General features: G+C 70.2%; 11 protein-coding genes. 3 read left to right on the top strand and 8 right to left on the bottom strand.

Annotated elements, in window-relative coordinates:
* Nucleotides 1–8: 8 nt before the first annotated feature.
* Both EPO51_RS18545 and EPO51_RS18540 read right to left on the bottom strand, forming a co-directional pair.
* The gene (locus EPO51_RS18545; RefSeq protein WP_465246613.1) at nucleotides 9–2468 is read right to left on the bottom strand and encodes a S9 family peptidase; all 2460 of its coding nucleotides are present in this window, start codon (nucleotides 2466–2468) and stop codon (nucleotides 9–11) included.
* Between the two features lie 70 nt (nucleotides 2469–2538).
* The gene (locus EPO51_RS18540) at nucleotides 2539–3195 is read right to left on the bottom strand and encodes an HAD family hydrolase (protein WP_293353264.1); all 657 of its coding nucleotides are present in this window, start codon (nucleotides 3193–3195) and stop codon (nucleotides 2539–2541) included.
* A 106-nt stretch (nucleotides 3196–3301) separates the two neighbouring features.
* Between EPO51_RS18540 and divK the strand changes: the two genes are divergently transcribed.
* Both divK and EPO51_RS18530 read left to right on the top strand, forming a co-directional pair.
* Nucleotides 3302–3667, top strand: coding sequence for a cell-cycle response regulator DivK (divK, locus tag EPO51_RS18535; RefSeq protein WP_293353262.1), 366 nt, complete (start codon nucleotides 3302–3304; stop codon nucleotides 3665–3667).
* A gap of 2 nt (nucleotides 3668–3669) precedes the next feature.
* On the top strand, nucleotides 3670–5034 hold the full coding sequence (locus EPO51_RS18530) for a PleD family two-component system response regulator (RefSeq protein ID WP_293353260.1): 1365 nt from the start codon (nucleotides 3670–3672) through the stop codon (nucleotides 5032–5034).
* A gap of 6 nt (nucleotides 5035–5040) precedes the next feature.
* Here the strand turns inward: EPO51_RS18530 and EPO51_RS18525 are convergent, their stop codons facing one another.
* The 4 genes from EPO51_RS18525 to rnr form a co-directional block, all read right to left on the bottom strand.
* Nucleotides 5041–5772: a phytanoyl-CoA dioxygenase family protein gene (locus EPO51_RS18525; RefSeq protein ID WP_293353258.1), complete on the bottom strand. Its 732-nt coding sequence runs from the start codon at nucleotides 5770–5772 to the stop codon at nucleotides 5041–5043.
* A 74-nt stretch (nucleotides 5773–5846) separates the two neighbouring features.
* Nucleotides 5847–6014, bottom strand: a complete 168-nt coding sequence (gene rpmG, locus EPO51_RS18520; protein ID WP_293353256.1) for a 50S ribosomal protein L33 — start codon at nucleotides 6012–6014, stop codon at nucleotides 5847–5849.
* 121 nt (nucleotides 6015–6135) lie between these two features.
* Nucleotides 6136–6858, bottom strand: coding sequence for an NUDIX hydrolase (locus EPO51_RS18515; RefSeq protein WP_293353254.1), 723 nt, complete (start codon nucleotides 6856–6858; stop codon nucleotides 6136–6138).
* A 58-nt stretch (nucleotides 6859–6916) separates the two neighbouring features.
* Nucleotides 6917–9220 (bottom strand): ribonuclease R, encoded by a 2304-nt coding sequence (rnr, locus tag EPO51_RS18510; RefSeq protein ID WP_293353252.1) that lies wholly within the window; start codon nucleotides 9218–9220, stop codon nucleotides 6917–6919.
* 54 nt (nucleotides 9221–9274) lie between these two features.
* On the opposite strand from rnr, the gene EPO51_RS18505 reads away from it, so the two are divergent.
* Entirely contained in the window at nucleotides 9275–10432 is a 1158-nt protein-coding gene (locus EPO51_RS18505) for an iron-containing alcohol dehydrogenase (RefSeq protein WP_293353250.1), read from the top strand.
* 146 nt (nucleotides 10433–10578) lie between these two features.
* Here the strand turns inward: EPO51_RS18505 and EPO51_RS18500 are convergent, their stop codons facing one another.
* On the bottom strand, nucleotides 10579–11421 hold the full coding sequence (locus EPO51_RS18500; RefSeq protein WP_293353248.1) for an alpha/beta fold hydrolase: 843 nt from the start codon (nucleotides 11419–11421) through the stop codon (nucleotides 10579–10581).
* Between the two features lie 38 nt (nucleotides 11422–11459).
* Nucleotides 11460–14117, bottom strand: coding sequence for a type I DNA topoisomerase (gene topA / locus EPO51_RS18495; RefSeq protein WP_293353246.1), 2658 nt, complete (start codon nucleotides 14115–14117; stop codon nucleotides 11460–11462).
* Nucleotides 14118–14143: the final 26 nt, after the last annotated feature.

The raw sequence follows: 14143 nt of genomic DNA, 5'->3' as shown, positions 1-14143 counted from the left end.
CCGGGGAGCTACTTGTCCGCCGCGGCGGGCTTGGCCTTCAGGTAGGTGTCGAGCCAAGTGGTCATCTCCCACAAGGTATGCTCCGAGGACTCCCGCGCCCGATAGCCGTGCGCCTCGTTGGGCAGCACCACGTAGCGCACCGTCGCGCCCGCGCCCTTCAGCGCCGCGTAGAACCGCTCGGTCTGGACCGGGAACGTGCCCGAGTTGTCGTCGGCCCCGCCATGGGTCAGCAGGATCGGCTCCTTGATCTGGGTCGCGTAGGTGAACGGGCTCATCTTCGTGTAGATGTCCGTCGCCTCCCAATAGGTCCGCTCCTCGGCCTGGAAGCCGAACGGCGTGAGCGTGCGGTTGTAGGCGCCCGAGCGCGCGATGCCGGTCCGGAAGAGGTCGGTGTGGGCCAGCAGGTTGGCCGTCATGAACGCGCCGTACGAGTGGCCGCCCACGGCGATCCGGTCGCGGCTGGCGACGCCCAGTTCCACCACCGCGTCCACGGCGGCCTTGGCGTCGGCGGTGAGCTGTTCGACGTAGGTGTCGTTGGCCTTGCCGGACGCGCCGACGATGGGGAAGGCGGGGTTGTCCAGCACGGCGTAGCCCTGGGTCACCAGCAGCAGGTGCGAGATCCCGCCAGGCCGCGAGAAGCGGTTCGCGGCCTGGTCCACGACCTGGCCGGCCATGGCCGGGTCGGTGAACTCCGCCGGATAGGCCCACATCAGCAGCGGAAGCGGCCCGTCACGCTTCGAATCGTAGCCGGCCGGCAGGTATAGCGTGCCCGACAGGGGCAGGCCGTCGGCGCGCTTGTAGGTGATCAGCCGCTTGGTCACGCCCGCGAATTGCGGCGCCGGGTCCGGGAAGGCGGTCAGCGCCTTGGGCGTCCTCGCGCCCAGCGTGCGCAGGTAGTAGTTCGGCGCCGCCGTCTGGCTCTCGCGGCGGGTCACCATCTTCGTGGCCTTCTCGTCGACGAACGACAAGGGGACCTCGTAGACGCCGGTCTCGCTGCGCCACAGCTCCTTGGTCTTGCCGTCGGCCAGCTCCAGGCGGCTGACGAAGGGGTATTCCCCCTTGGCCGTCGCGCCCGGGCCGCTCATCAACACGGCCTTGCGGTCGGCGGTGAACTGCATCACCGGCTCCCCCGCCGCGTTGGGCTCCATCAGCGGCTGGCCGGGATCGCCGTAACGGTCCTGCGAGCTGCGCGAGATCAGGACGCGGCCGGTCCCGGGGTTCGACGGGTCCACGGCGACCCGGGTCTCATGCCGGTCCAGCCACCAGCGGGTGGTGACGATGGCCGTGTCGGCGCGACCCCAGTGGATTTCGTCGTAGCGCTCCTTCAGATCGACAAGGGTGCGCGGGGCGGCGGTGAAGGGCGCGTCCAGCAGGACCAGCCGGTCGTGGTTGGCCACCTTGTTTCGCGGGTCGCCGCCGTCCTGGGCTTCGGCCCATAGCAGGGTGGCGGGTGCGTCGGCGCGCCATTCCACGTCGCGCGGCCCCTTCACCACCGCGTCGAACGGCGGCGGCACGTCGTCGGCCAGCGGACGATCGACAATGGGCTTCACGACCTTGCCGGTCATGTCCAGGACGGCGATCTCGGTGGGGAAGGCCCGTGCCGGGACCACGTAGCTGAAGGGCCGCTTCAGCTTGGCGGTCAGCAGCCAGCGGCCGTCCGGCGAGGCGGAGACCTGCGACCAGATCGCGGGGGCGCCGATCGGCGTCAAGGCGCCGGATGCTGCGTCCACCCGCGCGATCTGGCTGGTGAAATAGTGCTCGAACAGGGCTTCGTCCCGAGGATTGGTCAGCAAGTCCTGGTAGGTCCGCGACGGCGCTGTGCGGCCGATGTTCTCCTGGATCGTCGGGCCGTCGGGCGTCGTCGATTCCGCCGGCGCGGGGCCTCGGCCCGCGGGGACGACGCGGACGATCAGGCCCTTGGAGTCGGGCAGCCAGTCGTACGGCGCGCCGAAGGCGGCGTTCAGCACCGGTCCGGTCAGCTTGCGCGGCGCGCCGGTGGCCACGTCCACGACCCAGAGCTCCAGCCCCGTGGCGGCCTCCATGGCGATGGCCAGGGACCTGCCGTCCGGCGACCACTGCGGGCCGACGAAGCGGGCCTTGGCGGGCAGGGCGACGGCGATGGTCTTGCCCGACGCGATGTCCTTGAAGCTGAGGCCTGTACTCCAGGTGGTCCGCGCCTCGATCGGCCCGTTGGTGCGCGGATTGAGCCGGTAGCCGCCCAACCGCAGAATCGGCTCCGAGACTGCGGCGATGGAGGGCAGGCCCTCGCGGTTAAGGATCGCCAGGGTGCGACGGTCGCCCGAGAGCTGGACGGCCGGGGTCGGCGGGGCGTCGATGATCTGGGCGATGGGGGCGGGGGGAACCTTGTAGCCCCCCTCGACGGCGGCCTGGCCGGCGGCCGGCAGGCAGAACAGGCTCGCCGCCATGGCGGTCGAGAGGAGGCCGCGAAGGCCCGTACGGATCAGCATGGAGACGCCCCGATGTAACAACTATGGCGAGAAGACGCGCCGCTGGGCCGACCGTCAACGGGGGGGCCGCCTAGTCGCGGATCGCGGCCTCGATAGCGTCGGCCAGTTCGGCCCAGTCGTCGATCCGGGGGTGCCGGTCCGAGCGGGGGGCGAGGGGGCGCAGGCGCAGGTCGGCCACGTGCTGGAACGTGGCGGTGGGAGGCGAATGGTCCTGGACCGAGTCCAGGTTGGGCAGCAGGTCGTCGACGAAGGCGGTCTTCTGCGGCGTCTGGGCGATAAGGCCGGCCGCGATCGGCCCCTTGGGGCCCGAGTTCAGGATCAGCGGATGCGACAGGCCATGCTTGCGCAGCCACTGCGTCCGCAGGCGCTCGGCCTCGGCCGGCGCGTTCGAGAGGATGAGGATTTCCGCCGATCCGGCCAGGCGGTTCAGAGCCTCGATCCCGCCCGGCGCGGGCTCGATCTCATGGCAATGACCCGCGAAAAAGGCGTCGAACAGCTTCTTGCCCTCGGCGATGTCCAGATGCTCGGTCGCGCCTGGCCGGTAGATGTTCTGGAAGAGGGCGAACCGGTCGATTCGCATCTCCAGCCCGCGGCCGGCTAGGAAATCGCCGAAGCCCTGCATGAACAGGCCCAGCACCTCGTCCACGTCCACCAGCACCAGCGGCCGCTCGTGGGAAAGGCCCAGGGAAGCGAGGCTGGGTGCGACGATATGCGGAGGCTCGGCCAACGGTGTTCCAGCGCGGATAACGAAGTTTAAGGATATGCGGCCCGATAAGCTCCGGAAGGGTGGGGTGGGCCGAGCATCGGCCGTGCCTCCAACAGTCGGGTCCTCAATGGCCAAGAAGGTCCTCATCGTCGAGGATAACGAGCTGAACATGAAGCTATTTCATGATCTGCTCGAAGCCCAAGGGTATGAGACCCTGGAGACCCGCGAGGGTCTGGCTGCGCTGTCGCTTGCCCGCGAACATCGCCCCGACTTGATCCTGATGGATATCCAGCTGCCGGAGATCTCGGGACTCGAGGTCACCAAGTGGCTGAAGGAAGACGACGACCTGGCGCATATCCCGGTCGTGGCCGTCACCGCCTTCGCCATGAAGGGCGACGAGGAACGGATCCGGGAGGGCGGCTGCGAGGCCTACATCTCAAAGCCGATCTCGGTCAGCCACTTCCTCGAAACCATCAAGCGCCTGCTGAACTAGTCATGTCAGCGCGCATCCTGGTCGTCGACGACATCGAATCGAACGTGCGCCTGCTCGAGGCCAAGCTCTCGGCGGAGTACTACGATGTCCTGACCGCGGGCGACGGGCCGACCGCGCTCGCCATCGCCGCGTCGGAACTGCCCGACATCGTCCTGCTGGACGTGATGATGCCCGGCATGGACGGCTTCCAGGTCTGCCGCCGCCTCAAGGACGATCCGGCCACCCGTCACGTGCCCGTGGTGTTGGTCACCGCCCTGGACGGCCGCGCCGACCGCGTGGCCGGGCTTGAGGCCGGCGCCGACGATTTCCTGACCAAGCCCATCGACGACGTCATGCTGTTCGCCCGCGTGCGCAGCCTGGTGCGCCTGAAGGCCGTGATCGACGAGCTGCGGGCCCGCGAGGCCTCTGGCCGCCGCATGGGCGTGATCGCCGGCGCCGCGTCGCGCCTCGGCGGCTCGGGCGGCCGCATCCTCATCGTGGACGACAATGTCCGCCAGGCCGAGCGCGTGGCCGCCGAGCTTTCCGTCGAGCACCGCCCCGTGGTCGAGACCGAGGCCTACAAGGCGGTGTTGACCGCCCGCGGGCCGGTCGATCTGGTGATCGTCAACGCCAACGCCAAGGCCTTCGACGGCCTGCGTTTCGCCGCCCAGCTTCGCTCCGACGAGGCGACCCGCAGCCTGCCGATCCTGGCCATCGCCGACTTCGACGAGCGCCAGAAGGCGGTCAAGGCGCTGGAGATCGGGGTCAACGACATCCTGGCCCGCCCGATCGATCCGGGCGAGCTGGCCGCCCGCGTGCGCACCCAGATCCGCCGCAAGCGCTACACCGACTACCTGCGCTCGAACCTGGACCATTCGCTGGAGCTGGCCGTCACCGACCAGCTCACCGGCCTGCACAACCGCCGCTACATGGCCGGCCAGCTCGAGGCGCTGATGCGCCGCGCCAACCAGGGCGGCGAACCCGTCTCCCTGCTGGTCATCGACATCGACCACTTCAAGAAGGTCAACGACAGCTTCGGCCACGACGTGGGCGACGAAGTGCTTGCCGAGTTCGCGGTGCGCCTGGCTTCCAACGTCCGCGCCATCGACCTTCCGGTGCGCCTCGGCGGCGAGGAGTTCGTGGTGGTCATGCCGGACACCGAGCTCGAGGACGCCAGGCGGATCGCCGAGCGCATCCGGCTGCACGCCGCCGGCGCGCCGTTCCGTGTGATGGGCGGCCAGGAACTGCTGTCGGTGACCATCTCCATCGGCGTCGCCTGCAGCGCTGGCGCTGAGGACACGCCCACCGCGCTCCTGAAGCGCGCCGACGAGGCCGTCTACGAGGCCAAGTCCCGCGGCCGCAACCGGGTCATCGCCAGGGCGGCCTGAGGTCGCCTAAGGCCGCCCGTAAACGAACTGCGTCAGCATCATGCGTGGCGTCGACAGCACGTTGGGCATGGGCGCGTGCAGCATCAGCGGATGCATCAGGATCACGTCGCCCGGCTCGCCCAGCATCTCGCAGACGCGGACCTCGACCCCGCCCACCTCGGCGCCGTCACGCATGAAGCGCTGGATGCGGTCCTCGCCGGGGCGTGTGGACGACAACTCGCCGAACCAGGGCGCGTGCGCGATCAACCTTCGGCGCGCCTCGGCCGACGAGCGAAGGCGGCCCTCACGCTCGGCGATGGCCGTGAACAACCGGTGCGAGCCAGCGACATAGCCCGTGCCGCCGCCGCCCGGCCGCGATGGCTCCAGGATCACGAAGAACCGCGCGAGGGAATATTCCCCGGGCAGACCGCCGAGATCGACGTGCCAGTTCCGGTGCGGCACGTCCCAGGCCTCCTCGCCCGTATGGAAGGCCACCAGCGGCAGGCCCCATCGCACAGGCTCGTCCCACTCGCCCAGGAGGCTGTCCAGCAGGGCGCGGATGGCGGGACTGCCGATGGCGTCGAACTCGCCCTCGCGCGCCGTGAGCTTCGACGGGCGCGCCGCGCGCTCCGGCCGCGCATCCAGCTTGCGCCAGACGGCGTTGCGCATTGTCTCGATGTCAGGGGTGGGGATCAGTCCGGACAGGCGCACGACGCCATCACGGGCGTAGGCGCGGGCCTGTTCGGTGGTGAGGGGCATCCCTGGGCTCCGCAACGCAAAACGCCCGGCGGTGAGGCCGGGCGCTTGCCAACAAAATCAGAGGCGTCGCCAGCCTACTTGATCTTGCCTTCCTTGAACTCGACGTGCTTGCGCACGACGGGGTCGTACTTCCGCACGACCATCTTCTCGGTCTTGGTGCGGGCGTTCTTCTTGGCCACGTAGAAGAAGCCGGTGTCCGCCGACGAATTGAGGCGGATCTTGATTGAGGCGGGCTTCGCCATGGGTGTTGTCCTTGCGGGGCCAAGCGGGATCGCACCGCCGGCGGGTATTCAGGAGGCGCGGAAAATACGAATCCGCGGCCGGAAGTCAATGGCGCTTAGAAGAGGGCGCTTAGAAGGGGCGCTACAGCGCCGTCGGCCGCATGCCCTTGTCCTTGTAGCGCAGGAAGGGCTTCGGGCGTCCGGGGTCCTCCATGCGCGCCACGGCTTCCTTGATCATCATGCGTGTCACGGCCGGCAGCGGCAGTCCCATCGCGTCGTCGAAGTCGATCCAGTCGATCTCTTCCAGCTCGCCGCAGTCGGGCTGGCGCTCCAGGCTGGTCAGGCGCTCGGCGTCGGCCAGCAGGAACCAGGTGTCGAAACGCTTGCCCACCGCCGGTGGGGTGATGGCGCGCGCAATCACGTCCAGGGCCTCGAGGTCGGGCAGGACGCCCTGGGCGGCGAAGGTCTTCCAGGGGCCCGTGGCGCGCGCCTGGCCGGGCTTGGCCAGCAGCAGGCCGGCTTCCTCCCAGGTTTCCCGAATGGCGGCCAGGGCCAGCGCGCGACCGCGTCCGGCGGGCAGATAGCGGTCGAACAGGCCGCCCACGTCGGCGCGCAGATCGGTGGCGAAGGGGGCGCGGTAGTCGGCACGGTCGATCCGGCCGCCGGGGAAGACCCAGCGGTCGGGCATGAAGCTGTGGCCGCCGTGGCGCTTGCCCATCAGCACCCGCGGCTTCTTCGCGTCGCGGCGGATGATCATCACCGTGGCCGCGTTCTTGGGCCGCACGGCGCGCTGTCCGGGGACGCGCGGCGGACCCTCGGGCTTGTGGACCCCGTCCTGGGCTTTCGGGGGTTCGGCTTCACTCATGCGAACAACTGTATGGCGTCGCGACAGGCCGAGGGAAGGGCGCCGTGGCGGAAGGCCGCTACCGCCGCTTCTTGCCGCCCATCTTCTGCTTGCGGCCGGTGCGGATGCCCGGCGGCCGCCCGGTGGGCGGCTTGCCGCCGGGCCGCCGGTCGCCGCGGGCGCGCATGCCCAGGCGGGGGCGAGGGGCCGTCCGGTCCGGCGGCGCGGGCTCGCTCAGCATGTGGAACAGCAGGCCGCCGGTGATCGGTGTGGCCTCCTCCAGCCGCACCTCCACCGTCATGCCCAGCGGCCACCGCGCGCCGGAGCGCTCCCCCACAAGGGCGTGGGAGCGGTCGTCGTGGATGAAGAACTCGCCGCCCAGCTTGGACACCGGCACCAGCCCGTCCGCCCCGGTCTCGGCCAGCCGCACGAACAGGCCGAAGCGGGTGACGCCGGTGATCCGGCCCTCGAACGTCGCGCCCACCCGGTCGGCCAGGAAGGCGGCGACGTAGCGGTCGGTGGCGTCGCGCTCGGCCGCCATGGCCCGGCGCTCGGCGTGGGTGATCAGCTCGGCCGTGTCCTTCATCTTCGAGATGTCCCAGTCCGACAGCCCGTCGCTCCCCAGCCCCAGCCCCGTCACCAGCGCCCGGTGGACGATCAGGTCGGCGTAGCGGCGGATCGGCGAAGTGAAGTGGGCGTACTTGGCCAGGTTCAGGCCGTAGTGGCCGATGTTCTCAGTGGAATAGACCGCCTGCATCTGGGTGCGCAGGACCACCTCGTTGACGATGTCGGCGTGCGGCCCCTCGCGGGTCTCGAGCAGCAGCTTGTTGAACCGTTCGGTGCGCGGCGCCTCGCCCTTGGTCCAGGGCAGGCCCAGCGTGCCCAGGAAGTCCACCAGGGCGGCGATCTTCTCGGGGCTGGGCTGGTCGTGGATGCGGTAGATCAGCGGGGTCTTCTTCTGCTCCAGGGTCTCGGCGGCGCTGACGTTCGCCTGGATCATGAACTCTTCGATCAGCTTGTGCGCCTCCAGGCTGGCGCGCGGTGTGATCTGGGCGATCTCGCCCTCGGTGTTGAAGGCGATCTTCCGCTCCAGGCTCTCGATGGCCAGGGGCGAGCGGGCGTCGCGGCCCTTCTTCATGCAGGCATAGGCGGCCCACAGCGGCTTCAGCACCGCTTCCAGCAGCGGGCCGGTCTTGTCGTCGGGCGTCCCGTCGATGGCGGCCTGGGCCTGCTCGTACGACAGCTTGGCGGCCGAACGCATCAGTCCGCGGACGAACTTGTGGCTGCGCTTGCGGCCGTCGGCGCCGAAGACCATGCGCACGGCCATGGTGGCGCGGTTCTCGCCCTCCCGCAGGCTGCAGAGGCCGTTGGAGAGCCGTTCGGGCAGCATCGGCTCCACCCGGTCGGGGAAATAGACGCTGTTGCCCTTGTCGCGGGCGGTGCGGTCCAGTTCTGAGCCCGGACGGACGTAGGCCGCCACGTCGGCGATGGCGACCCAGCAGATCCAGCCGCCGGGGTTCTTCGGGTCGGTGTCGGGCTCCGCATAGACCGCATCGTCATGGTCGCGGGCGTCCATCGGGTCGATGGTGATCAGCGGGACGTCGCGCAGGTCCTCGCGCCCGCTGAGCGTCGGCGGCTCGGCCGCCTCGGCCTCGGCTTCGGCGCCCTCCGGGAAGCCCATGGGGATGCCGTGGGTGTGGATGGCGATCAGCGAATAGGCGCGGGGCTCGTCCTCGCGGCCGACGATCTCCAGCAGCTTGCCGTGCTTGGGGCCGTAGCGGCTGCCGTGGCTCTCGATCTGCGCCAGCACCAGGTCGCCGTCGCGGACGTTCTCGCCCTGCGGCAGCAGCAGGGTGTCCTTGGTCTTGCGGTCGACGGGCTCGACGCGGACCTCCCGGTTCGACTTGCGCACCACGCCCAGGATGCGGTGCGCGCTCTGGCCCAGCCGCTTGATCAACCGGGCCTCGGTCTCGCCGCTCTCCAGCGTCACGAACCGCACCAGCAGGCGGTCGCCCATGCCCGGCGCGCCGCCCTTGGCGTCGCCGCCGGGGGCCAGCGGCACGAGCGGGGCGTCGTCGCCTTTTGTCAGCTTCACCAGCAGGTCGCCGTCGGTCGAGCGCTCGACCACGTCGGCCACGCCGACCTCGGGCAGGGCTCCCGCCGCGGCGACGCCCTTGCGGCCGCGCTTGCCCAGCAGGCCCTCGGCTTCCAGCGTCTGCAGCAGGCTGCGCACGACGCGGCGGTCCTCACCCTTCAGGCCGAAGGCGCGGGCGATGGCGGCCTTGTCGGTCTCGCCGCTCTCGCGGATGAACTTCAGGAGGGTTTCGCGGTCGGGCACGCCTTTGGCAAAGCGTGTGGACTTCGGCATCTTGGATCGGGCCATCGGTCGTGCTTACCACTGAAGGCGGCCGCTAGGCTCGCGGCCGAGGAGAAAAAGATGCTCAGCGGCGCGCACAGGTTCCCGAAGCAGGACCAGGTGGTCTACGGCCGGCCCGCCGCCGAGGTGGCGGCGGAACTGGCGAAAAGCTGGGGCGCGGGCCGAATCCTCCTGACGACCACCCGCTCGCTGGCCGGCGGCCTGGCCGCCGAGTTCGCGACGGCGCTGGGCGATCTTTGCGTCGGCATCTACGCCGAGATCGGCGCCCACTCGCCGCGCGAGGGCGTGATCGGTGGCGCCGCGGAAGCCCGCCGGACGAGCGCCGACCTGATCGTGGCCCTGGGCGGCGGCTCGGTGATCGACGCCACCAAGGTGATGCAGCTCTGCCTCTGGGCCGGGCTGGAGCGCGCGGAGCAGCTCGACGCCTATCGCGCTGGTCGCGGCGCGGACCGCGTGGACGTGACGAAGATCCCCGCCGGAATCCGCTTCATCGCCGTCCCCACCACGCTGTCGGCCGCCGAGTTCACGCCGTTCGCCGGAGTCAGCGACGCCGCCCAGCACGTGAAGGAAGGCTACGCCCATCCCATGCTGGCGCCGCGCGCGGTGGTCCTCGACCCGGCCATGACGCTGGCGACCCCGCCGAACCTCTGGGCCTCCACCGGCATGAAGGCCGTCGACCACGCGGTGGAGCAGCTCTGCCACCCGGTCCGCGCGCCCTATGCGGACGCTCTGGCGGCCGATGGGCTGAAGCGGCTGGCCCAGGGGCTGTCAGCGACCAGGGGCCGTCCTGAGGACCTCGAGGCCCGGCTGCAGTGTCAGTTCGGCATGTGGCTGGCGATCAGCGGCGTCGGCTCCGGGCGCGGCATGGGCGTCAGCCACGCCATCGGCCACACCCTGGGCGGCAGCTATGGCGTGCCGCACGGGATCACCTCGTGCGTCACCCTGCCGGCGGTGCTGCAGTGGAGCGCCCCGGACGCCATCGCGCCCCAGGCCCAGATCAGCGAACTGCTGGACTATCCCGGCCCGGCCGCCAGCGCGGTGCGCGAACTGGTGGCCGGCCTGGGCCTGCCCACGGACCTCCGGAGCGTCGGCATCCTGCCCAAGGACTTCCAGGCCATCGCCGAGCACACCATGCACGACGCCGGCGTCCGCTCGAACCCGCGGCCGATCCGGGGGCCGGAGGACATCGTGGAGATCCTGGAGCTGGCGGCGGGATGAATCTTACCTCCCCCGCGCAGCGGCGGGAGGGGGACCGCGCCCCGCAGAGGGCGTGGTGGAGGGGGCGAACTTCAGGCTCTGCGGATCGGCCAGGCTGTCCTAGATTCAGGAGGTGGGGCTCGCCCCCTCCACCCCCCGCTCTTCGCCTACGGCTCGGCGGGCGGTCCCCCTCCCGCCGTCGCTGCCGCGACGGGGGAGGTAAGGAACGCGATCATCGCCGGATAGGCCGCCCGGTCCTGCAGCATGAACAGGTGGCCGCCCTCGAAGAAGCGCAGCTGTGCACCAGGAATGCGCTCGGCCATCTTCTCCTGGGTGGCGGGGAGGGCGATGCCGTCGTAGCGGCCGGCGGCGACCATTGTCGGGCAGGCGATCTGCGGGAGGCGGTCCCAGGTGTCGTGCTTTTCCCGCGCCTCCAGTTGCCGGTGCGCGCCTTCGGCCCGGCCAGGTTCCGCGGCGAACGGATCGGCGGCGCCCATCTCGACCAGCTTCTCGTACTCGTCGCTATGCGCCGCGGCCCAGGCGGCGTCGCGGCGGGTGTCGCTGATGGGCAGCAGGAAGCGGGCGCGCGCCTCGCCCTTCAGGTGCTCGATCTCGTGGAAAGGATAGGAGGCGCCGCCCGCGCCGCCCGGCGAGGTGCAGGCCAGGACCAGCCGCTCCACGCGTCGGGGATGCCGCAGCGCCAGCTCCTGGGCCACCATCCCGCCGAACGAGACGCCCAGCACCAGGGCCTCGTCCCAGCCGACGTGGTCCAGGAGCGCGGCCGCGTCATCGGCGTAGTCGGCCATGGAATAGGGGACGTCCGGCTTGTCCGTCCGCCCCAAGCCCCGCTGGTCGTAGGCCAGCAGGTCGAAGGCCTTGGCCAGGGGCGAGGCGAACACGTTCGGCGTCACCCGCAGGTCGCTTCCGGTGCCGGAGATGAACAGCAGCGGCGGACCGGAGCCCGCGCGCTCGTAGTGGAAGTTTAGGCCGTTGAGGGTCGCGCTGGGCATGACGCGACCCTAGCGCGGCCCGCGCCCAGCGCTACGTCTTAGAACGGCGTCTCGTCGTCGCTGATCGCGGCAGCGGACGCCTTCTTCACGGCCGCAGGCTTCTTCGCAGCCGCCTTCTTCTTCGCCGCCGGCTTCTTCTTGGCCGTGGTCTTGGCCTCTCCGTCGACCTTGGCCTTCGCCACGCGGGCCGGCTTCTTGGCCTTCTTGCCGCCACCCTTGGCCTCGCGCTCGGCGATCAGCGCCACCGCCTGCTCCAGCGTCACCGACAGCGGGTCGGAACCTCGCGGCACGTTGGCGTTGGTGGAGCCGTGCTTGATGTAGGGGCCGTAGCGGCCGGACAGCACGCGGATCGGCTGGCCGTCCACCGGGTGCGCGCCCAGGTCCTTGAGCGCCGCGGCCTCCGCCCCGCCGCGACGCCCGGCGCGCTTGGTGGCGATCAGGTCGACGGCGCGGTTCACGCCCACGTCGAACACCTCGTCGGCGTTCGGCAGGTTGGCGTAGGTGCCCTCGTGCAGCACGAACGGGCCGAAGCGGCCAATGCCGGCCAGGATCGGCTTGCCGTCCTCCGGATGCTTGCCGACCTCGCGCGGCAGGCGCAGCAGGCGCAGGCCCTTCTCCAGGTCCATGTCGGGCGCCGACCAGCCCTTGGGCAGGCTGGAGCGCTTGGGCTTCTCGCCTTCGCCCAGCTGGACGTAGACGCCGAAGCGGCCGGTCTTCAGGAACACGGTCTCGCCGGTCACCGGGTCGATCCCCAGCTCGCGGTCGCCCGTCGGGCCGTCCTCGCCCTCTTCGGCGACGGTCAGCGGGCGGGTGTGGCGGCATTCCGGATAGTTGGAGCAGCCGAGGAACGGACCGTACTTGCTGCTCTTCAGCCCCATGCGGCCGGTGTTGCAGACCGGGCAGGCGCGCGGGTCGCTGCCGTCCGGCTTCTCCGGGAACAGGTGCGGGCCCAGCGTCTTGTCCAGCGCGGTGAGCACGTCGCTCATCCGCAGCTCGGCGGTCTCGCCGATCTTGGCGTTGAACTCGTTCCAGAATTCGCGGAGCAGCACCTTCCAGTCGAGGTCGCCGGCCGAGACCAGGTCGAGGCGCTCCTCCAGCCCGGCGGTGAAGTCGTACTCGACGTAGCGAAGGAAATACTCCTCCAGGAAGGCGATCAGCAGCCGGCCCTTGTCCTCGGGCACGAACCGCTGCTTCTCCATCCGCACATAGGCGCGGTCACGCAGCACGGTCAGGATCGAGGCGTAGGTCGAGGGCCGGCCGATGCCCAGCTCCTCCAGCTTCTTGACCAGGCTGGCTTCGGAATAGCGCGGCGGCGGCTCAGTGAAGTGCTGGTCGGCCTTCGCCCCGCGGACCTGGGCGTCGGCGCCCTCGGCGACCTGCGGCAGGCGGCCGCCTTCCTCGTCGTCCGGATCGTCGCGGCCTTCCTCATAGACCGCGAGGTAGCCGTCGAAGGTCACCACCACGCCCGAGGCGCGCAGGCCGGTCTGGCCGTCGGAGGACTCCAGGTCGATCGTCGTCCGTTCGACCCTCGCGCTCTCCATTTGCGAGGCGATCATCCGCTTCCAGATCAGCTCGTAGAGCCGGCCCAGGTCGCCTTCGAGGTGCAGCTTGCCGGGGTTGCGGGCCAGGCTGGTCGGGCGGATGGCCTCGTGGGCCTCCTGGGCGTTCTTGGCCTTGGTGGAATAGATGCGCGCCTTCTCCGGCACATATTCCTTGCCGTAGAGCCCGCCGATCACGCCGCGCGCCTCGTCCAGCGCCTCGGGCGCGGTCTGCACGCCGTCGGTCCGCATATAGGTGATGAGACCCACGGTCTCGCCGCCGATGTCGATGCCTTCGTACAGCTTCTGGGCGGCCTGCATGGTCCGCTGGGCGTTGAAGCCCAGCTTGCGCGAGGCTTCCTGTTGCAGGCTGGAGGTGGTGAAGGGCGGGGGCGGGGAGCGCTTGCCCGGCTTGCGCTCCAGGGTCGCCACCTTGAACGTCGCCGCCTTCACCGCGTCGCGGGCCGCGAAGGCGCTGGCCTCGTCGCCCAGGTCGAACTTGGTCAGCCGCTTGCCCTGGTGCTTGGCCAGGCGGGCCGTGAAGGGGTCGCTGTTGGCGCTGACCTCGGCCTCGACCGTCCAGTATTCCTGGGTCCTGAAGCGCTCGATCTCCAGCTCGCGGTCGACGACGATGCGCAGGGCCACCGACTGCACGCGGCCGGCCGAGCGGGCCCCCGGCAGCTTGCGCCACAGCACCGGCGAGAGCGTGAAGCCCACCAGATAGTCCAGGGCGCGGCGGGCCAGGTAGGCCTCGACCAGCTCCATGTCGAGCTGGCGCGGGTTGGCCATGGCCTCGGTCACGGCGGTCTTGGTGATGGCGTTGAACACCACCCGCTCGACGGCCAGGTCCTTCAGGCCACGCTTCTTGTTGAGGATCTCCAGCACGTGCCAGGAGATGGCCTCACCCTCGCGGTCGGGGTCGGTGGCCAGGATCAGGCGGTCCGCGCCCTTGGCCGCGTCGGCGATCTCGGACAGCCGCTTGGCGGCCTTGCCGTCGACTTCCCAGGACATGTCGAAGTCCTCGTCCGGGCGCACCGAACCGTCCTTCGCGGGAAGGTCGCGGACGTGGCCGTACGAGGCGAGCACCTTGAAGTCCGAGCCAAGGTACTTGTTGATGGTCTTGGCCTTGGCGGGGCTCTCGACGATGACGAGCTTCATCTAGGGTTACGTCTATCCAAAAAAGA

The sequence above is a fragment of the Phenylobacterium sp. genome, from assembly GCF_004297125.1.
Lineage (GTDB): Bacteria > Pseudomonadota > Alphaproteobacteria > Caulobacterales > Caulobacteraceae > Phenylobacterium.
The sequence above is the reverse complement of the archived record's forward strand: the minus strand, read 5'-3'. Positions and strand labels throughout refer to the sequence as shown.

Bases quoted from the DNA above. Each gene is read 5' to 3' on its own strand.
- EPO51_RS18545 (WP_465246613.1), bottom strand. From the start codon at position 2,468: ATGCTGATCCGTACGGGCCTTCGCGGCCTCCTCTCGACCGCCATGGCG.
- divK (WP_293353262.1), top strand. From the start codon at position 3,302: ATGGCCAAGAAGGTCCTCATCGTCGAGGATAACGAGCTGAACATGAAG.
- EPO51_RS18530 (WP_293353260.1), top strand. From the start codon at position 3,670: ATGTCAGCGCGCATCCTGGTCGTCGACGACATCGAATCGAACGTGCGC.
- EPO51_RS18525 (WP_293353258.1), bottom strand. From the start codon at position 5,772: ATGCCCCTCACCACCGAACAGGCCCGCGCCTACGCCCGTGATGGCGTC.
- rpmG (WP_293353256.1), bottom strand. From the start codon at position 6,014: ATGGCGAAGCCCGCCTCAATCAAGATCCGCCTCAATTCGTCGGCGGAC.
- EPO51_RS18515 (WP_293353254.1), bottom strand. From the start codon at position 6,858: ATGAGTGAAGCCGAACCCCCGAAAGCCCAGGACGGGGTCCACAAGCCC.
- rnr (WP_293353252.1), bottom strand. From the start codon at position 9,220: ATGGCCCGATCCAAGATGCCGAAGTCCACACGCTTTGCCAAAGGCGTG.
- EPO51_RS18505 (WP_293353250.1), top strand. From the start codon at position 9,275: ATGCTCAGCGGCGCGCACAGGTTCCCGAAGCAGGACCAGGTGGTCTAC.
- EPO51_RS18500 (WP_293353248.1), bottom strand. From the start codon at position 11,421: ATGCCCAGCGCGACCCTCAACGGCCTAAACTTCCACTACGAGCGCGCG.
- topA (WP_293353246.1), bottom strand. From the start codon at position 14,117: ATGAAGCTCGTCATCGTCGAGAGCCCCGCCAAGGCCAAGACCATCAAC.